We start from the raw sequence: 18,859 nt of genomic DNA, 5'->3' as shown, positions 1-18,859 counted from the left end.
GCTGCCGCGCAGGCATCGGCCGAGAGGCGGTGCGGACGCCGGCCCGGGATACGAGCGCGCACGGCGGGGCTGGGGACGGCTCGGTGGCCGCAGGGCGACCGCGTGGTGCCGTCGGTCAGCGGGCGGGGAAGGCGGTGGAGCCGCCGAGGTCCAGCTCGGCCTTCGCCAGCTCCTCGACGTTGACGTCCTTGAAGGTGACCACGCGCACGGACTTGACGAACCGCGCGGACCGGTAGACGTCCCACACCCACGCGTCGGCGAGGGTCAGCTCGAAGTAGACCTCGCCCGCGGCCGACCGCACCTGCAGGTCGACGTGGTTGGCGAGGTAGAAACGACGCTCGGTCTCGACCACGTAGGAGAACAGGCCGACCACGTCCCGGTACTCGCGGTAGAGCGCGAGCTCCATGTCCGTCTCGTAGTTCTCGAGGTCCTCGGCGCTCACGCGCCCATCATCCCCCATGCCGCACGCCCGTCGGACGGCTCCTCGTCGGGCAGCAGGTCGCCGTCGAGCAGCCCGTCGTCCACCAACTCGTCGTCCAGCAGCCCGTCATCCAGCAGCCCGGGAGTGACGGACGCCCCGACGAGGCCGTCGGGCACCGCCACGTCGGGGCCGGGGCCGGACCCGTCGTCGTGCGGTAGGCCGGGCAGCCGCCAGGAGCGCCGGTGCCAGGGGCTGGGTCCGAGCCTGCGGAGCGCGTCGACGTGCTCCGGCGCCGCGTAGCCCTTGTTGTCCTCCCAGCGGTACGCCGGGTGGTCGGGCGCGAGCGCCACCATGAGCGCGTCACGTTCGCACTTGGCCAGCACGCTCGCGGCGGCCACGGACGCGCAGGAGCGGTCGGCCTTGACCCTCATCCGCACCCGCGGCACGACGAAGCCTGCGGGCAGGCCCGGGGCGACGGGCGGCACGGAGGCCGGCACTGGCCTCGTGCCGGGGTCCGGCACCGGGTCCGGCACGGGGAGCGCCACCGGGGCCGGCAGGAGGGCCGGCAGGAGGGTCGGCACCGACGCCCGAGGACCCGTCGCGGCCGGTGGCGGCGCCTCGTCCGCCGGCGGGTCGGCGGCGCTGAACAGGTCCGCAGGGGGCGTCAGCCAGTCGTGCGACCCGTCGAGGATCACCAGGTCGACCGGGCCGCTCACCGCCGTCGCGGCGACGAGCGCGCGCGTCCCGGCCAGCCGCAGCGCGGCCACGATGCCCAGGGCGTCGATCTCCGCCGCGCTCGCGTGCCCGACCGCCCGCGCCAGGCCCCAGCGTCCGAGGGCCGGCAGCAGCGCCCGGCGCGCGGCCGGCGTCAGGAGCTTCGAGTCGGCCACGCCGCGCGGCGCGGTCCGCGTCGTCGCGTCCACCACGACCACGCCCACGCTGACGGGCCCGGCGAGGCTGCCGCGCCCCACCTCGTCCATCCCGGCCACGCGCACGGCCCCCTCGCGCAGCGCGGCCCGCTCGTGGCGCAGGTGCGGCCCGGGCCGGGACGGGCCCGGCGTGCGCGCGACCCCGCCCGTGCGCGTCGGCACGGACGCGCTCACGGTGCGGGGACCTCGGCGAAGGTCGCGGACGGGTTGCGCAGGATCGTCGCCCGGTCGAGGGGCCACACGGTGACGAAGGCGACGCCGACGACGTCGCTGATCGGCACGAACCCCCCGCCGCGGCTGCCGAGGTTGAACCGCGAGTCGGACGACTGCTGCCGGTTGTCGCCCATGACCCACAGCATGCCGTCCGGGACCACCTGGTCGAATCCCGACTCGCTGGGCTGGGAGCCGGGGGCCAGGTAGGGCTCGTCGAGGGCGACCCCGTTGACCGTCACGGGCGCACCCGGACCGGCGCAGGCCACGCGGTCGCCCGGCAGCCCGATGACGCGCTTGACGAGGTGCTCGTCGGAGTCCGACGGCAGCAGCCCGACCCAGGTCATGACCTCCTGCAGGAGGCCCGGGTCCGTCTCGACCGGCGCGGGCAGCCACCCCCCCGGGTCCGCGAAGACGACGACGTCCCCGCGGTGCAGGTCGAACGGTCCGGGCGTGAGCTTGCTGACGAGGATGCGGTCGTCCTCGATCAGCGTGTCGTGCATCGACGGGCTGGGGATGTAGAAGGCCTGCACGAGCAGCGTCTTGACCAGCCACGAGAGCACCAGCGCGCTCACGAGCACGATGGCGGTCTCCCGGACCCAGCCGAGGACGCCCCGGTGGCCGTGGTCCTCGTCGCCGTGGTGGTGGCCGGCGTGGTGGTCGGGTCCCTCGTCGCCGTGCCCGCTCCCGTCGTCGCGCGGGAGCGGCGGGAACGAGGGCGGGGGCGCCGACGCCGCCGCGGGCGCCGAGGGCTCGGACCGGTCCTCGGGGAGCCCGGCGGCGTGCTGCGTCACCGGTCCAGGGTCGCACGCGCGGCGGTGTGCTCGTGCCGCCCAGGTGTGCGGGACGGATCGGGCACGGGGGCCGCGGCGGGACGACGACGGGCGGCCACCCCAGGTGGGGTGGCCGCCCGTCGACGGTGCGGTGCCGGAGGGTCAGCTCGTCTTCGCGGCCTTGGCCGGGACCGACTCGCGCTTCTCCTTGATCTTGGCCTTCTTGCCCCGCAGGGAGCGCAGGTAGTACAGCTTCGCGCGGCGCACGTCACCGCGGGTGACGACGTCGACCGTGTCGATCGTCGGCGCGTGCAGCGGGAACGTGCGCTCCACGCCGACGCCGAAGCTGATCTTGCGGACCGTGAAGGTCTCGCGGACACCGTCGCCCTGGCGGGCGATCACGACGCCCTGGAACGCCTGGACGCGGGAGCGGTTGCCCTCGACGACCTTGACGTTGACCTTGAGCGTGTCCCCGGGGCGGAAGTCCGGGATGTCGGTCCGCAGCGAGGCGGCGTCGAGCTGGTCGAGCGTCTGCATGGTGGTTCGCTTCCTCGTCCCCGCCACAGGTCGGCGGCGTCGTCGTGGGCGCGCGTGCGCCCGGCGATCTCTCGGGGGTCCCCGTCACGGGGTGGTGGCGGACCGGGCAGCCGGCCGAGGGCCGTCGTGCACCGGTGGGGCCGTCGGCCGTCTCCCCTGTGGCAGAGACGCGGCCTGCGCGCGCACCAGCGCACGAGTCTGCCACACGCACGGCCCGTCCTGGAACCCGGCCCTGCGTCACGGGATCACCGCACGGGGTCCGGCCCCTCGCCCGCGTGCCCCTCCCCCGTCGCCACCAGGCGGTCGCCGAGCACGGTCCACCCGAGGCCCGCGAGCAGGGCGCGGTCCGCGCGGTCGAGCGCGGCGACGTCGAGAGCGGCGAGCAGGTCCGGTCGCCGCCGTGCCGTCCGCTCCAGCGCCTGGTCCCGCCGCCAGCGCGCGACGCGGCCGTGGTGGCCCGACAGCAGCACCTCGGGCACCTCCAGGCCCTCCCACACCGGCGGCTTCGTGTAGACCGGGTACTCCAGCAGCCCGGCGGCGCCGTGCGACTCCTCGACGAGCGACTGCGGGTTCCCCACGACGCCGGGCAGGAGCCGCACCACGGCCTCGACGACGACGAGCGCCGCGGCCTCGCCGCCGTTGAGCACGTAGTCGCCGATGCTCAGCTCCGTCACGGGGTGCTGCGCGCCCACGTGCTGCGCCACCCGCGCGTCGATGCCCTCGTAGCGCCCGCAGGCGATGACGAGGTGGCTCTCGTCGGTCAGCCGCTCCGCCAGCCGCTGCGTGAACGGCTGCCCGGACGGGGTCGGCACGAGCAGGTGGGCGTCGACCGGGAGCCCGGGGCCCGGCCGCATGACGTCGTCCAGCGCCGCACCCCACACGTCGGGGCGCATGACCATGCCCGCGCCACCGCCGAACGGCGTGTCGTCGACCGTGCGGTGCCGGTCGTCCGTCCAGTCCCGCAGGTCGTGCACCCGCAGGTCGAGCAGCCCCGTCCGGGCAGCCCGCCCGACGAGGGACAGCCCGAGCGACGACAGGTAGGCCGGGAAGATGGAGACGACGTCGATCCGCACGTCAGCCCTCGGCCCGGTCCTGCGTCTCCGGCGACACGACGAGGTTCGCGGCGTCCGACGCCAGCAGCCCGCCGGGCGGGTCGAGGACGACGCGTCCGCCCGGCACGTCCACCACGGGCACGATCGCCCGGACGAACGGCACGAGCGTCCGCTCGCCGCCGGTCTCGCGCAGCACGAGCGCGTCGTGCGCCGGCAGGTGCTCCAGACCCATCACCTCCCCGACGACCGTGCCGTCCGCGAGCTCCGCCCGCAGCCCGGCCAGCTCGTACGGGTACCAGGCGTCCTCCTCGTCGGACCCCTCGGTCTCGAGCACGAGGGCGGTGCCCGCCAGCGCCTCGGCGGCCGTCCGGTCCTCGACCCCGGTGAACGCGACGTACCACCGGCCCTGCTGCACCCGCGTGCGCGCCACCGTCAGGGGGCCGCGCCCCACGGGCTCGGTGAGCAGGACGCTGCCCACCGCGAGCCGCTCCTCGGGCGCGTCCGTGCGCAGGTCCAGGGCCACCTCGCCCCGCAGTCCGTGCGCGCGTCCCACGCGCGCGACCGTCAGCCGCATGCCCGGCCCGTCCCTTCTCGTCGGTGGTGGCGCCGGCCGCCCTCGGCCGCCCGCGCCGCTCGCGCCCGGCACGGACGGCGAAGGCCCGGCCCCCGGTCGGGGGCCGGGCCTGCGCCGGTGTCCGGCTCGCGCTGCTCAGCGGCGGTCGACGTCGACGACGTCGACCCGCACGGGACCGTCGGCCAGCGCGCCGACGACCGTGCGCAGCGCGCGGGCCGTGCGGCCGTTGCGCCCGATGACCCGGCCGAGGTCCTCGGGGTGCACGCGCACCTCGAGCAGCTCGCCCCGGCGGCCCGTGGAGTGCTCCACGCGCACGTCGTCGGGGTGGTCGACGATGCCCCGCACCAGGTGCTCGAGCGCGTCGGCGACCATCAGGCCTGCTCGTCCTCGGCGGCCGGGGCGGCGTCGGCGTCCGCGGCCGGGGCGGCGGCCTTCGCCTCGGCGGCGCGCGCCTTGGCCTTCTCCGCGTCGGCGGCGACCGCCTCGACGGCCGCCTTCGTGTCGGCCTTGCCGGCCTTCGTCCGCAGGGTGCCCTCCTGGCCCGGCAGGCCCTTGAACTTCTGCCAGTCGCCGGTGACCTTGAGCAGGGCGAGGACCTGCTCGGTCGGCTGCGCGCCGACGCCGAGCCAGTACTGCGCGCGCTCGGAGGTGACCTCGATGAGCGAGGGCTCCTCGGTGGGGTGGTACTTCCCGATCTCCTCGATGACGCGACCGTCGCGCTTCGTGCGGGAGTCGGCGACGACGATGCGGTAGTACGGCGCGCGGATCTTGCCCAGGCGCTTGAGGCGGATCTTGGTGGCCACGGTGTGGTGTCTCCTGATGTCTGCTGAGGTGGCTCCGCGGCGCCGTGCCCAGTGGGGTGCGGGCGTGCGACGCGGGCCGAGGACGCGCCGGGCGCAGGTAGAGGGGCTGCGGGCCGACGAGTACAGCCGGCCATTGTGCCAGACGCGCGGCCCGGCACCCAACCGCCTGCGAGCGCCTGGTCGGCCCGACGGTTAGCCTCACCGGGCCCCTCCGCACGAGGACCGGCGGGAGCGGGACGACGACGAGGGGCGAGCGGGTGCAGCACGGGGACGCGGACGACGACGACCTGACCGCCGGTCCGGTGGTCGCACCGCCCCGGCGACGCGGGCACCTCGTCGACCTGTCGCCGCTGCGCGCGAGCCCGTCGTTCGCGCGGATGTGGGCCGGGACAGCCGTGTCGACCGTCGGCACCCAGCTGACCGTGGTGGCCGTCGGCCTGCAGGTCTACGAGCTGACCGGCTCGACGCTGGCCGTCTCCGGCGTCGGCCTCGCCGCGCTCGTGCCGACCGTGCTGGCCGGGCTGTACGGCGGCGTGCTCGCCGACGCGCTCGACCGCCGACGGCTCCTGCTCGTCGCCGCCGTCGTCGCCTGGTGCGCCACGGCGACGATCGCCGGGCTCGCCTGGGCGGGGCACGAGGGCGTCGGCGCGCTCTACGCCCTGACTGCGCTCACGGCCACCGCCGGCACCGTCCTCGGCGCGACCCGGATGGCCGTGGTCCCGCGGCTGCTGCCGCCGCACCTGCTGCCCGCCGCGGCCGCGCTGGGCGGCATCACCGGCGGCCTGGCGGTGACGGCCGGCCCGGCCCTGGCCGGCGTCCTCGTCGCCACGGCGGGGTTCCCGCTCACCTACACCGTCGACGTCGTGCTGTTCCTCGGCGCCTTCCTCGGCATCGTGCAGCTGCCGCCCGTGCGCCCCGAGGGCGAGCGCGTGCGCGCCGGGATGGGGTCCGTCGTGCAGGGGCTGCGGTTCCTGGCGACCGCGCCCACCGTGCGTGCCTCCTTCGTGGCGGACATCGCGGCGATGGCGCTGGCGCAGCCGCGCGTGCTGTTCCCGGCGGCCGGTGCGGCGGTGCTCGGCGGCGGGGCGGTCACGGTCGGCGTGCTCACGGCGGCCGGCGCGGTGGGCGCGGTGCTGTCCGGGCTGCTCTCGGGGCGGCTCACCGGCACCCGGCGGCAGGGCGTGGCCATCGCCCGCGCCATCCAGGTGTACGGCGCCGCGGTCGCCGCCTTCGGCGTGGTGCTGGCGGTCGCGGCCGCCACCGATCCCGCCGCGGGCACGGGCAGCGTGCTGCGCGCCGAGGGCCTGCGGCCGGTGCCCGTCGCGGCGGCGGCGCTGCTGCTGGCGGTCGCGGGCGCCGCCGACAACGTCTCGTCGATCTTCCGCCAGGCCGTGCTGCAGCAGGCGGTCCCGGACCACCTGCGCGGGCGGCTCCAGGGCATCTTCATCGTCGTCGTCACGGGCGGTCCGCGCGTCGGCGACCTCTGGACGGGGGTCCTGGCGACGCTGCTGGCCGTCTGGCTCCCGCCCCTGCTCGGCGGCGCGCTCGTCGTCGTCGCCCTCGCCGTGCTGCTGGCGCGGCAGCCGGGCTTCCGCGCCTACGACGCACGGCACCCGACGCCCTGACCGCGGCCCGGGGCAGCGGCGTCGACGAGGACGACGACGAGGACGGCGACGGGTCAGCGCACCCGGCGCCCGCGCAGCACCACGGCCGACGGGGCCGCCAGGACCTCCACCCCGTGGCGCGGGTCGGCCGGGACGACGACGAGGTCCGCCGGGTCGCCCTCCTCCAGGCCCGGAACGCCGAGCCACGCGCGCGTCCGCCAGCTCGCGGACGCCACGACGTCCGCCGCCGGCAGCCCGGCCGCGACCATCTCGGCCATCTCCTCGACGATGCGTCCGTGCCCGATGGTGCCGCCCGCGTCCGTGCCGACGAGCACCCGCACGCCGGCCTCGTGCAGGTCGCGCACGTGCTGGTGGCGGCGGCCGTGCATCGCGCGCATCCGCGCCGCGTACACCGGGTAGCGCGTGGCCTGGGCGGCGATGGCCTCGAACTGCGCGACCTGCAGCAGCGTCGCCGTCACCGGCACCCCCGCCGCCGCGATCCGGTCCATCTGACGCGCGTCGGCCCCCGTGGCGTGCTCGAGGCAGTCGATCCCCGCGTCGAGCAGGTCGTCGAGCGCCTCCGTGGCGAAGGTGTGCGCCGTGACGCGGGCACCCGCGGCATGGGCGGCCGCCACGGCCTCTGCGAGCACGTCCCGCGGCCACAGCGGACGCAGGTCCCCCGCCGCCCCGAGGTCGCGGTCGATCCAGTCCGCGACGAGCTTGACCCAGCCGTCGCCCCGTCGGGCCTCCTCGGCCGCGGCGGCGGGCAGGTCGGCGACGTCGTCGAGCTCGCGGGCGTAGTGCCGCAGGTACCGCTTCGGCCGCGCCAGGTGCCGGCCGGCCCGCAGCAGCCGCGGCAGGTCCTCCTCGTCGTGCACCCACGCGGTGTCCGCGGGCGACCCGGCGTCCCGGACCAGCAGGACCCCCGCGTCCCGGTCGGCCTCCGCCTGCGCGCAAGCCGTCGCGCGGTCCACGGCACCGTCGGCGCCCAGGCCGATGTGGCAGTGCACGTCGACGAGCCCCGGCAGGGCCCAGCCCTCGAGCACGGCGTCGGGCTCGCGGGCGGGACGCGTCGTGGTGACGCGCCCGTCGACGACCCACAGCTCGTCGAGCACTCGCTCGTCGTCGAGCAGGACGCGCCCGCGCACGTGGAGCACGGGCGCCGCGCCCTCGCGGCCCACGGGGGTCAGCGCCTCAGGAACCGGTCCAGGCCGGCGGGCAGCTGCAGGGCCGACGGGTCGACGCCCTCGGGCTCCTGCGCGGCGCCGGCGCCGAGCCCGAAGGCCGACCCCGCCGGCGCCGCCGGGCGCTGGGCGCCGAGCCGCTCCTGCTCGGCGCGCTTGGCCGGGTTGCCGCTCTTCCCCTTCGCCTTCCGCGCCGGGGCCGGCGCCTGGCGGCCGCGGGACTTCTTGCCGCTGCCGGGCAGGCTGCCCATGCCGCCCATGGCCGGCATGCCGCCGCCGCGCGCCATGGTCCGCATCATCTTCTGGGCGGCGTCGAAGCGCTCGAGGAGCTGGTTGATCTCCGCCGGCGTCGTGCCCGAGCCCTTGGCGATGCGCGCGCGGCGCGAGCCGTTGATGATCTTCGGCGTCTCGCGCTCGGCGGGCGTCATCGAGCGGATGATGGCCTCGATCCGGTCGACCTCGCGCTCGTCGAAGTTGTCCAGGGCCTCCCGCATCTGCCCCATGCCGGGCAGCATGCCGAACATCTTCTTGATCGAGCCCATGTTGCGCAGCTGCTGCATCTGCACGAGGAAGTCGCCCAGCGTGAAGTCCTGGCCGCTGGCGAGCTTGCCCGCCATCCGCTCGGCCTGCTCGGCGTCGAAGGCCTTCTCGGCCTGCTCGATGAGCGTGAGCACGTCGCCCATGTCGAGGATCCGGGACGCCATGCGGTCCGGGTGGAAGACCTCGAAGTCCGTGAGCTTCTCGCCCGTGGAGGCGAAGAGGATGGGCCGGCCGGTGACGCTCGCGACCGACAGGGCCGCACCACCGCGGGCGTCGCCGTCGAGCTTGGAGAGCACGACGCCGGTGAAGCCGACGCCGTCGGCGAAGGCCTGCGCGGTCGTGACCGCGTCCTGGCCGATCATCGCGTCGATGACGAAGAGGATCTCGTCGGGGTCGACGGCGTCGCGGATGTCGGCGGCCTGCTGCATGAGCCCGCCGTCGACGCCCAGACGGCCGGCGGTGTCGACGACGAGCACGTCGTGGTGGCGCTGCCGCGCGGCCTCCAGGCCCGCGCGGGCGACGGCGACGGGGTCGGCCCCGGCCGGCAGCACGTCGTCGAGGCCCTGGTTGCCCGGGTGCGGGGCGAACACCGGCACGCCCGCGCGCTCCCCGACGACCTGGAGCTGCGTCACCGCGTTGGGCCGCTGCAGGTCGGCGGCCACGAGGAGGGGGGTGTGCCCCTGGCCCTTGAGGTGCAGCGCGAGCTTGCCGGCGAGCGTCGTCTTGCCGGCACCCTGCAGGCCCGCGAGCAGGATGACGGTCGGGCCGGTCTTCGCGAACCGCAGGGTGCGCGTCTCGCGGCCCAGCACGCCCACGAGCTCGTCGTTGACGATCTTGACGACCTGCTGCGCCGGATTCAGCGCGCCGCTGACCTCCGCCGACAGCGCCCGCTCGCGCACCGCGCCGGTGAAGGCCCGCACGACGGGGACGGCGACGTCCGCGTCGAGCAGGGCGCGGCGGATCTCGCGCACCGTGGCGTCGATGTCGGCCTCGGACAGCCGCCCCTTGCTGCGCAGGTTGCGGAAGGTCGACGTCAGCCGGTCGGACAGGGTGGCGAACACCGGGTGCTCCTGGGGTCTCGGGGGTCGGCCGCCGGTCCGGCGGCACGCGGGCCGGTCCGCGTCCGCGGTGGCCCCGGCGCTGCGCCGGGAGCCCCCGGCCTCACGCCCCGCCCAGGGTACCCGTCAGCACCCGGCGGGCCCGGTCCGTGAGGTCGTCCACCAGCCGGGCGCGCCACGCGGTCCACGCCTGCGGGCCGGCCGCCGACGCGTCGGCCTCCGTCAGCGCCCGCAGCACCTCGAGCAGGTCCAGCCGGTGGTCGACGGCGTCGAGGAGACGGGCGACCGTCGCCGGGTCGTCCGGGTCCGCACTCGTCGCCAGCTCCGACAGCGTCAGGTGCTCGCGCACGAGCCGGGCGACGTCGTCGGCCACCGCGTCCTCGAAGCCCATCCGCTCGACGACCGGACCGGCCAGCCGCGCCCCCTCCACCGAGTGGTCGCCCGCGCCCGCGCGCTTGCCGATGTCGTGCAGCAGGGCGGCGACGAGCAGCGTGTCCCCCAGCGCGACCGCCCGCCGGTCCCGCCCGGCGCGCGCCGCCGTCTCGACGAGGTGCCGGTCGACGGTGTGCCGGTGCACGGGCGAGCGCTGGGGCCGGTTGCGCACGCCGGCCCACTCGGGGATCCAGGTGGTGACGACGCCGGCGAGGTCGAGGGCCTCCCAGACCGGCACCTGCGCCGTGCCCGCGCCGAGCAGCTGCAGGAGGTGGTGCCGGGCCGACCGCGGCCACGGCACCGGCAGCGCCGGCGTCACCTCGAGGCTGGCGACGGTGACCGGGGACAGCGCGAGCCCCGTGCGGGCGGCGGTCGCCGCGGCCCGCAGGGACAGCACGGGGTCGTCGGCGGGGCGCGCCTCGACCGCGAGGACGATCTCCCCGTCGTGCTCGACGAGCCCCTCGGCGATGGTGCGCAGGCGCGGGGCGGCCCGGCGCCCGCGGGCGAGCACGGCCGCGCGCGCCGGACGGTGCAGCGCCTGCCGGGCGTTGCGGACGGTCGTGTCCAGGGCGTACGAGATGATCCGCCCCGCCTCGGCGATGGAGGCCAGCAGGTCGTCGCGGTCGTCGAAGCCCGCGCGCGCGGCCACCTCGTCCTGGTCGGCGAGCCCGAGGCGGTTCGTCCGGCGGCGCGTGACCACCTGCACGGTGTCGCGCACGTCGAGCAGGTGCGCGTAGGCGCGGTCGACGGCGCCGTGCGGCCGGTCCGTGAGCCAGGTGGCGGCCAGCGCCGACAGCACGACGGCGTCGCGGATGCCGCCGCGCGCCTCCTTGAGGTCCGGCTCGATGAGGTAGGCGAGCTCCCCCGAGCGCTCCGCGCGCTGCCGCGTCGAGGCCAGGAGCTCCGGCAGGCGCCGCCGGGCCGCCGACCGCCAGTCGGCCAGCAGGGCGGAGGTCGCGCGCGCCACCACCGCCGCGTCGCCGGCCACGGGGCGCAGGTCGAGCAGCCCCACCGCGGCGGGCAGGTCCTTCGAGGCGACCTGCCGGCACTGCGCGAGCGAGCGCACGGAGTGGTCGAGGTCGAGCCCGGCGTCCCACACGGGGTACCAGAGCCGCTCCGCGAGCGTCGCGAGCTGCTCCGGCGGGTGCGCCCGGCCCTCGTGCACGAGGAGGAGGTCGAGGTCGCTCGTCGGGCCGGCGTCCCCGCGACCGACGCTGCCGACGGCGGCCAGCGCGAGCCCCGTCGTGTCGACCCCGGCGGTCGCCTCGTCCCACAGCTCGGCGAGGCGGCGCACGACGAGCGCGCCGACCGCGGCGCGCCGTGCGGCGCCGTCGCACGTCGGGCCCGTCAGCGAGGTGGCCAGCGCCAGGCGCTCACGGCGGAGGTCCCGCACCCCGGTGGTGCTGGGGTGCGGGACCTCCGACGTGGCGCCGGCGCCCGGGGCGGGCGGCGGCTGGTGGTTCATCCGGTGCGGGCCCTCAGAGGGCGTCGGAGCCGTGCTCGCCGGTGCGGACGCGCACGACGTCCTCGACCGGCACGACCCAGACCTTGCCGTCGCCGATCTTGCCCGTCTGAGCGGCCTTGACGACCACCTCGACGACCCCCGCGGCGTCCTCGTCGGCGACGAGCACGTCGATCTTCACCTTCGGCACCAGGTCGACCGTGTACTCGGCCCCCCGGTAGACCTCCGTGTGGCCGCGCTGCCGGCCGTAGCCGCTGGACTCGCTGACCGTCAGGCCGCGGACGCCCGCCGCCTCGAGGGCCGACTTCACGTCGTCCAGCCGGTGCGGCTGGATGACCGCCTGCACGAGCTTCGTCATCACTTCACCTCCGTCACGACACGACCCCCACCGAGGGTCTCGTACGCCGACTCGCCGTGGACGGCGAGGTCGATACCGCCGACCTCGACATCCTCCGACGCCCGGATGCCGATGGTCGCCTTGGCGATCGACCCGATGACGTAGGTGGCGAGGAAGGAGAAGACCACCGCGACGAGCGCGACGACCGTCTGGGAGAGCAGCTGCGTGACGCCGCCGCCGTAGAACAGGCCGTTGAGCGCGCCCTCGGGGTACCACGTGGCGTTCTGGTCCGTGGCGAACAGGCCGATGAGGACCGTCCCGACGAGCCCGCCGACGAGGTGCACGCCGACGACGTCGAGCGAGTCGTCGTAGCCGAACCGGTACTTGAGGCCGACCGCCAGGGCGCACAGGACGCCCGCCACGGCACCGATGACGATCGCGCCCCACGTGTCGACGGCCGCGGCGGCCGGCGTGATGGCCACCAGGCCGGCGACGATGCCCGACGCCGCACCGAGGGACGTCGCGTGCCCGTCGCGCGCCTTCTCCGTCGCGAGCCACGCGAGCATGGCCACGCCCGTGGCGACCGTCGTGTTGATCCACGCGCGGCCCGCCGTGGCGTCCGCCGCGAACTCCGAGCCGGCGTTGAAGCCGAACCAGCCGAACCACAGCAGGGCGGCGCCCAGCATGACGAACGGCAGGTTGTGCGGCCGCATGGGCTCGCGGCCGAAGCCCTTGCGCTTGCCGAGCAGCAGCGCCAGCGCCAGGCCGGCGGCTCCCGCGTTGATGTGCACGACCGTGCCGCCGGCGAAGTCGATCGGCGTCGACAGGGCGCTGGCGATGGCGCCGTCCCCCGACAGGTGGCCTCCGCCCCACACCATGTGCGCCATCGGGATGTAGACGAACGTGGCCCAGACGCCGGCGAAGACCATCCAGGCGCTGAACTTCATGCGGTCGGCGACCGCGCCGGAGATGAGCGCGACCGTGATGATCGCGAACGTCGCCTGGTACCCCGCGGCGACGAGGAACGGCACGCCCGTGGCAGCCATGAGCGACTCGTCGTCCGTGGCGCCCTGCAGGCCGAAGTACTCGAACGGGTTGCCGAAGAAGCCGAGGTAGTTGCCGTCCCCGAACGTCGCGGAGTACCCGTAGAGGATCCAGATGAGGCCGACGAGGCCCAGGGCCCCGAAGCTCATCATCATCATGTTGAGCACGCTCTTGCCGCGCACCATGCCGCCGTAGAAGAACGCCAGGGCCGGCGTCATCAGCAGCACGAGCGAGGCAGCCAGGATCATGAACGCGGTGTTGCCGCTGTCCAAGGTGAATTCCATCGGTCGCCCTTCTGCTCCACCCAGGGAAGTTGTCGGGCACCACCGTCGGGGACCGGCGTTTCACGAGGTGTCCGCCGACGTTACGGCGACGTGACAAGCCGCCCGTGGGCGTAAACATCCGGTTTCGGGCGCGCCAGGGTGACGCGGGCGGGCGCGGGCGTCACCCCCGCGGGTGAGACCGGCGTCTCAGGCCCCGAGCAGTCCGTCGACGAAGGCCTCAGGGTCGAAGGGCGCCAGGTCGTCGGGCCCCTCCCCCAGGCCGACGAGCTTGACCGGCACGCCGAGCTGGCGCTGCACGGCCACGACGATCCCGCCCTTGGCGGTGCCGTCGAGCTTCGTCAGGACGATGCCCGTGACGCCCGCGACCTCGCCGAAGACCTTCGCCTGCTGCAGGCCGTTCTGCCCCGTGGTCGCGTCGAGGACGAGCAGCACCTCCGACAGCGGCGCCTCGCGCGTGATGACCCGCGTGATCTTGCCCAGCTCGTCCATGAGCCCGGCCTTGTTCTGCAGGCGGCCCGCGGTGTCGACGAGCACGACGTCGACCTCGGCCTGCCGCCCCGTGCGCACGGCGTCGAAGGCCACCGCCGCAGGGTCGGCGCCGTCGCGGTCGGAGCGCACCGTCGGCACGCCGACGCGGCTGCCCCACGTCTCGAGCTGGTCCGCCGCCGCCGCGCGGAACGTGTCGGCAGCGCCGAGCACCACGCTGCGGCCCTCGGCGACGAGCACCCGGGCGAGCTTGCCGACCGTGGTCGTCTTGCCGGTGCCGTTGACCCCGACGACGAGCACGACCGCGGGCACCCGGGCCCCGTCGGCCGACGTGCCGGGCGCGACGGCCAGGGACCGGTCGAGGGACGGGTCGACGAGCGTCAGCAGCTCCTCGCGCAGGACCGCGCGCACCTGCGCGGGCTCCCGGACGCCCTGCACCCGCACGCGGGTGCGCAGCCGGTCGACGATCTCCCCCGTCGGGCCCGCGCCGACGTCGGCGAGCAGCAGGGTCTCCTCCAGCTCGTCCCAGTCGTCCTCCGTGAGGTGGTCGCGGGAGAGGACCGACAGCAGGCGCGAGCCGAGCGGGGACCCCGAGCGCGCCAGGCGTTCGCGCAGGCGCACCCAGCGCCCGGCCACCGGCGCGGGGACCTCGAGCGGCGGGGCCGCCAGGACGTCCTCGTCGAGGACGGGGGGCGGCAGCACGTCGGGGTCGGCCAGGCCCGGGGTGGCCGTGCCGGCCGGGTCCGGGGGCAGCGGCGCCGTGCCGGGCCGCTCGAGGGTCGACGTGCCGGTGCCGGTGCCGGTGCCGGTGCCGCGCCCCGTGCGGTCGGTCCGGTCGGCGTCGCCGCCCCCCGGACCCCGACGGCGGACGAGCAGGGTCGCGGCGACGCCGACGACGGCGGCCACGGGCAGGCCGACGGCGAGCAGCTCTGGGAGCAGGTCCTCGATCACGGGGTCAGTCTGTCAGGGCGGCCTAGCCGCGGCGCACGTGCTGCAGCAGCCCCGAGGTCCGCTCCTGCGCCCGCTCGGTCACCCGCTGCAGGCCGGTGGCGAGCTCGTCGACGCGCACGTAGGCGTCGCCGCGCTCGACCGTGGACCGCAGGAGCTCGGCCAGCGACACGTCCACGGGGTCCGCGAGGACGAGCTCGCGGTCGCCGGCTGACGCCGCGTCCGCCCCGGTCCCCGGCGTGCCCGCCGCGTCCGCGTCGTGCCCCGAGCGGGCCGCCCGACGCGCGGCCCACCCCTCGCGCAGGCCGGTCCAGGGGCGGTGGCCCTCGTCGTCGGGGAGGACGGCGCTGACCCCGACGAGGACGAGGGCGGCGACGAGCAGGACGAGCAGGAGCGTGAGTGCGATGGCCACGTCCCCATTATCGGCCGGGTCGTCCCATGACGAGAGGTCGGACACGCGCCGACGCGCCGACCGCCACAGAGCCTTCACACGCGCGCCACCCGGAGGTCGCGCGGCCGGGCTCCCGGTCGGCCGCCTACCCGGTGGCCGCCGGCTCGCGGAGGCGCTGGCTGATGACGGTCGTGACCCCGTCCCCGCGCATCGTCACGCCGTAGAGGGCGTCGGCGATCTCCATCGTCCGCTTCTGGTGCGTCACGACGATGAGCTGGGAGTCCTCCCGGAGCTCGCGGAAGACGTCCAGCAACCGGCCGAGGTTCACGTCGTCGAGCGCCGCCTCGACCTCGTCCATGACGTAGAACGGGCTCGGCCGGGCCTTGAAGATGGCCACGAGCAGCGCGACGGCGGTCAGCGACCGCTCCCCGCCGGACAGCAGGGACAGCCGCTTGACCTTCTTGCCCGCCGGCCGCGCCTCCACCTCGATGCCCGTGGTGAGCATGTCGTCCGGGTCCGTCAGCACCAGCCGCCCCTCGCCGCCGGGGAACAGCCGGGGGAAGACGCGGTCGAACTGCGCCGCGGTGTCGGCGAAGGCCTCGGCGAAGACCCGCTCCACGCGCTCGTCGACGTCCTTGACGATCTGCAGCAGGTCGGCACGCGTCCGCCGCAGGTCCGCGAGCTGCTCCACGAGGAAGCCGTGCCGCTCCTCCAGGGCCGCGAACTCCTCGAGGGCCAGCGGGTTGACGCGTCCGAGCCGGGCGAGCGCCCGTTCGGCGGCCCGCAGCCGCCTCTCCTGCTCGTCGCGCACGTACGGCACGGTGGTCGGCGCCCCGGGGTCCGCCTCCTCCCCCGGCGCGGGCACCACCGGGACGGGCCGGTCGGGGCCGTACTCCTCCAGCAGCACGTCGGGGTCCGTGCCGAGCTCGTCGACCGCCCGCTGGCGCAACGTCTCCACGCGCAGGCGCTGCTGGGCCCGCGCCACCTCGTCGCGGTGCGCCTCGTCCGTGAGCTCGGCCAGCTCGCGGGCCGTGGCGTCCACCTGCGCCCGGACCTCGACGAGGGCCGCCTCCCGGTCGGCGCGGTCGGCCTCCGCGGCGGCGCGCTCGGCACCGGCCCGCTCGAGCGAGACCTCCAGCGCGGCGAGGGCGCGCCGGGCACCGTCCGCGACCGACGAGGCGAGGGCCGCCTGCCGCCGCCGCGCGCGCTCGCGCTCGGCCGCCCGTGCGCGCGCCTGCCGCTCCGTCGCCGCCGCCCGCTCGAGGGCGGCCGCGCGGCCCGCCACCGACCGGGCGCGCTCCTCCCCGGTCCGCAGGGCCAGCCGCGCCTCCGTCTCCGCCGCCCGCGCCTCCGTCGCGGCGCGCGCGAGCGCGTCCCGCCGGGCCGCCCCCTCGACGAGGACGCGCTCCCCGACCTCGGGAGCCTCCTCCGCCGCGGCGAGCCGGGCGGCGAGGTCCGCCAGCTCCGCCCCGTGCTCGGCGAGTTGCCGGGTGGCCGCCTCGAGCGACCCGCCGAGCCGCTCCGCCTCCGCCCGTGCGGCGCGGGCCGTCTGCCCCAGCTGGCCGAGCTGCTCGGCGACGGCGGCGAGGGCGGCGTCGGACTCGTGCAGCCGGTCCAGCGCGGCCGCGTGCCGTGCCGCCGCGGCGTCCCGCTCGGCCGTCGCCCCGACGAGCGCGAACCGTGCGCGCTCCGCCGCGGCGGCGGCGGCCGCGGCGCCGGTGCGCGCCGCGTCCAGCGCCTGCTGCAGGTGCAGCGCGCTCGGCGCCCCGGCTGACCCGCCGGCGGCGCGGTGCCTCCCGACGAGGTCCCCCGCCCGCGTCGCCACCACGAGCCCGGGGTGCGCCGCGACGAGCGCCCGGGCGCGAGCGAGGTCGTCGACCACGACCACGCCGGCCAGGGCGGCCGCCACGGCGTCGCGCACGGCCTCCGGCGCCCGCACCAGGTCGAGGGCGGCCACGACGTCCTCCTCCAGCCCCGCGACGGCGCGGACGTCGACGTCGGCGCGCCCCTCGCCCTGGCCCCCACTGCGCCCCCCGCCCACCAGCAGGACGGCCCGCCCGGCGTCCTGGTCCCGCAGCCAGCGCAGCGCGTCGACGGCCGCGTCGACGGACTCCACGGCGACGGCGTCGGCCAGCGGCCCGAGCGCGGCGACGACCGCCTCCTCGTCGTCGGGCGCCACGCCCAGCAGCGCCGCGACGCTGCCGAGCCGGCCGGGCAGGTCCTCCGCGCCGAGCAGGGCGCCGGCGCCGTCCTTGCGCGTGAGGGACAGCTCCAGCGTCTCGGCGCGCGCCACGAGGGCCGCCCGGTCACGATCCGCGTCGGCCGCCGTCGCCCGCAGGTGCTCCACCCGCTCGCGCGCCGCCTCGAGGGCCTCCAGCGCCGCCTCGTGCTCCGCGTCGAGGTCCTCCTCGCCCGCCTCGGCGCCGACGGCCTCGGCCTCGAGCGCGGCGAACCGGGCCGTCGCCGCGGCGTGCCGGCGCTCGGCCTCCTCGTGCGCGGCCCGCAGGCGGCCGATCTCCGCCTCCGTCGCCTCGACGCGGCTGCGGCGGGCGGCGACCTGCCCCGCCAGCCGCGCGACGCCCTCGCGGCGGTCGGCCGCGGCGCGCAGCGCGGCGGCGAGCTCGCGCTCCGCGACGTCGGCCGCGCCCTCGGCCGCGTCCCGCGCGGCCACCGCCGCGGCCAGCGCCGCGCGGGCGCCCTCGACCTCCTGGGCGGCCGCGCCCTCGGCCCGTCGTGCCCGGTCCGCCTGGGCGTCGAGGTCGTCCGGGTCCTGGCCGGCCCCGCGCGCGGGCTCATCCGTGCCGAGCAGCCGCACCCGGTCGGCGGCCAGGGAGGCCGTGCCGCGCAGGCGCTCGCGCAACGAGGACAGGCGGTGGAACGTCTCGGTCGCCTCCCCCAGTGCCGGTGCCGCCTCGGCCGCCGCGCGCTCGAGGGCGACGAGCCTGGTCCGGGCCGCGTCGAGCTGCGCCTCCACCTGCGTGCGACGGGCCACGAGCGCCGTCTCGTCGGCCAGCTCCTGCTCGAGCGTCGCGGTGAGCTGGGCGAGGTCGTCGGCCAGGAGCCGGGCGCGCGCGTCGCGCAGGTCCGCCTGCACGACGGCCGCCCGGCGCGCGACCTCGGCCTGGCGGCCCAGCGGCCCGAGCTGGCGGCGCAGCTCGGCGGTCAGGTCCTGCAGACGCGCGAGATTGGCCTGCATCGCGTCGAGCTTGCGGACCGCCTTCTCCTTGCGGCGCCGGTGCTTGAGGACGCCCGCCGCCTCCTCGACGAAGCCGCGACGCTCCTCCGGCGTCGCCCGCAGCACCGCGTCGAGCCGCCCCTGGCCGACGATGACGTGCATCTCGCGGCCGAGCCCCGAGTCCGAGAGCAGCTCCTGGATGTCCAGCAGCCGGCAGGCCTGGCCGTTGATGGCGTAGTCGGAACCTCCCGTGCGGAAGAGCGTCCGGGAGATCGTCACCTCGGTGTAGTCGATCGGCAGGGCGCCGTCGCCGTTGTCGATGGTGAGGGCCACCTCGGCCCGACCCAGCGGCGGGCGGCCGGAGGTCCCGGCGAAGATGACGTCCGCCATCGTGCCGCCGCGCAGCGAGCCGGCGCCCTGCTCGCCCATCACCCACGCCAGGGCGTCGACGACGTTGGACTTGCCGGACCCGTTGGGCCCCACGACGCAGGTCACCCCGGGCTCGAAGCTCAGCGTCGTCGCCGAGGCGAACGACTTGAAGCCCCGCAGGGTGAGCGTCTTGAGGTGCACGCGCCGACTCTAGGCCGGACGTCCGACAGCACCGGCGTAGGGGCG

Annotated in this window: 17 protein-coding genes; 1 reads left to right on the top strand and 16 read right to left on the bottom strand. The window is 76.7% G+C overall.

The window, feature by feature from the left end:
- Positions 1-115 precede the first annotated feature (115 nt).
- The 8 genes from BM048_RS01745 to rpsP all read right to left on the bottom strand — a co-directional run bounded on the left by BM048_RS01745 (position 116) and on the right by rpsP (position 5,299).
- Positions 116-442, bottom strand: a complete 327-nt coding sequence (locus tag BM048_RS01745) for a DUF2469 domain-containing protein (RefSeq protein WP_090030126.1) — start codon at positions 440-442, stop codon at positions 116-118.
- Positions 439-1,524, bottom strand: a complete 1,086-nt coding sequence (locus BM048_RS01740; RefSeq protein WP_239078647.1) for a ribonuclease HII — start codon at positions 1,522-1,524, stop codon at positions 439-441. The genes BM048_RS01745 and BM048_RS01740 overlap by 4 nt, the downstream gene beginning before the upstream one ends.
- Positions 1,521-2,354 carry a signal peptidase I gene (gene lepB, locus BM048_RS01735; protein ID WP_090030125.1) on the bottom strand — a complete coding sequence of 278 codons (834 nt, stop codon included), beginning with the start codon at positions 2,352-2,354 and terminating at the stop codon, positions 1,521-1,523. Before lepB ends, BM048_RS01740 begins: the two co-directional genes overlap by 4 nt.
- 141 nt (positions 2,355-2,495) lie before the next feature.
- On the bottom strand, positions 2,496-2,870 hold the full coding sequence (rplS, locus tag BM048_RS01730) for a 50S ribosomal protein L19 (protein ID WP_090030123.1): 375 nt from the start codon (positions 2,868-2,870) through the stop codon (positions 2,496-2,498).
- Positions 2,871-3,115: 245 nt separating this feature from the next.
- Complete coding sequence (trmD, locus tag BM048_RS01725; protein ID WP_090030121.1) at positions 3,116-3,943, bottom strand: tRNA (guanosine(37)-N1)-methyltransferase TrmD; 828 nt, start codon at positions 3,941-3,943, stop codon at positions 3,116-3,118.
- A 1-nt stretch (position 3,944) separates the two neighbouring features.
- Positions 3,945-4,496: a ribosome maturation factor RimM gene (gene rimM / locus BM048_RS01720; RefSeq protein WP_090030119.1), complete on the bottom strand. Its 552-nt coding sequence runs from the start codon at positions 4,494-4,496 to the stop codon at positions 3,945-3,947.
- A 135-nt stretch (positions 4,497-4,631) separates the two neighbouring features.
- Entirely contained in the window at positions 4,632-4,868 is a 237-nt protein-coding gene (locus tag BM048_RS01715) for an RNA-binding protein (protein ID WP_090030117.1), read from the bottom strand.
- Positions 4,868-5,299 carry a 30S ribosomal protein S16 gene (gene rpsP, locus BM048_RS01710; RefSeq protein WP_090030115.1) on the bottom strand — a complete coding sequence of 144 codons (432 nt, stop codon included), beginning with the start codon at positions 5,297-5,299 and terminating at the stop codon, positions 4,868-4,870. The genes BM048_RS01715 and rpsP overlap by 1 nt, the downstream gene beginning before the upstream one ends.
- A 257-nt stretch (positions 5,300-5,556) precedes the next feature.
- Here rpsP and BM048_RS01705 point away from each other — a divergent pair, with 257 nt between their 5' ends.
- The gene (locus BM048_RS01705; protein ID WP_239078648.1) at positions 5,557-6,924 is read left to right on the top strand and encodes an MFS transporter; all 1,368 of its coding nucleotides are present in this window, start codon (positions 5,557-5,559) and stop codon (positions 6,922-6,924) included.
- A 53-nt stretch (positions 6,925-6,977) separates the two neighbouring features.
- Here the strand turns inward: BM048_RS01705 and BM048_RS01700 are convergent, their stop codons facing one another.
- The 8 genes from BM048_RS01700 to smc form a co-directional block, all read right to left on the bottom strand.
- A complete protein-coding gene (locus BM048_RS01700) occupies positions 6,978-8,084 on the bottom strand; it encodes an amidohydrolase family protein (protein ID WP_239078649.1) in 1,107 nt (368 codons plus the stop codon).
- Positions 8,085-8,089: 5 nt separating this feature from the next.
- Entirely contained in the window at positions 8,090-9,688 is a 1,599-nt protein-coding gene (gene ffh, locus BM048_RS01695; RefSeq protein ID WP_090030112.1) for a signal recognition particle protein, read from the bottom strand.
- A gap of 100 nt (positions 9,689-9,788) precedes the next feature.
- Entirely contained in the window at positions 9,789-11,582 is a 1,794-nt protein-coding gene (locus tag BM048_RS01690; protein ID WP_090030110.1) for a [protein-PII] uridylyltransferase, read from the bottom strand.
- Between the two features lie 13 nt (positions 11,583-11,595).
- Complete coding sequence (locus BM048_RS01685) at positions 11,596-11,937, bottom strand: P-II family nitrogen regulator (protein ID WP_090030108.1); 342 nt, start codon at positions 11,935-11,937, stop codon at positions 11,596-11,598.
- Positions 11,937-13,244: an ammonium transporter gene (locus tag BM048_RS01680; protein WP_090030106.1), complete on the bottom strand. Its 1,308-nt coding sequence runs from the start codon at positions 13,242-13,244 to the stop codon at positions 11,937-11,939. The genes BM048_RS01685 and BM048_RS01680 overlap by 1 nt, the downstream gene beginning before the upstream one ends.
- A gap of 186 nt (positions 13,245-13,430) precedes the next feature.
- Positions 13,431-14,678 carry a signal recognition particle-docking protein FtsY gene (ftsY, locus tag BM048_RS01675; RefSeq protein ID WP_373308392.1) on the bottom strand — a complete coding sequence of 416 codons (1,248 nt, stop codon included), beginning with the start codon at positions 14,676-14,678 and terminating at the stop codon, positions 13,431-13,433.
- A gap of 25 nt (positions 14,679-14,703) precedes the next feature.
- Positions 14,704-15,090, bottom strand: coding sequence for a hypothetical protein (locus BM048_RS01670; RefSeq protein WP_090030102.1), 387 nt, complete (start codon positions 15,088-15,090; stop codon positions 14,704-14,706).
- A 124-nt stretch (positions 15,091-15,214) separates the two neighbouring features.
- Positions 15,215-18,814, bottom strand: coding sequence for a chromosome segregation protein SMC (smc, locus tag BM048_RS01665; RefSeq protein WP_090030100.1), 3,600 nt, complete (start codon positions 18,812-18,814; stop codon positions 15,215-15,217).
- Between the last annotated feature and the right edge of the window lie 45 nt (positions 18,815-18,859).

The organism is Cellulomonas marina, from assembly GCF_900111925.1.
Taxonomy (GTDB): Bacteria; Actinomycetota; Actinomycetes; order Actinomycetales; family Cellulomonadaceae; genus Cellulomonas; species Cellulomonas marina.
This window is presented reverse-complemented; position numbering and strand designations above follow the sequence as displayed.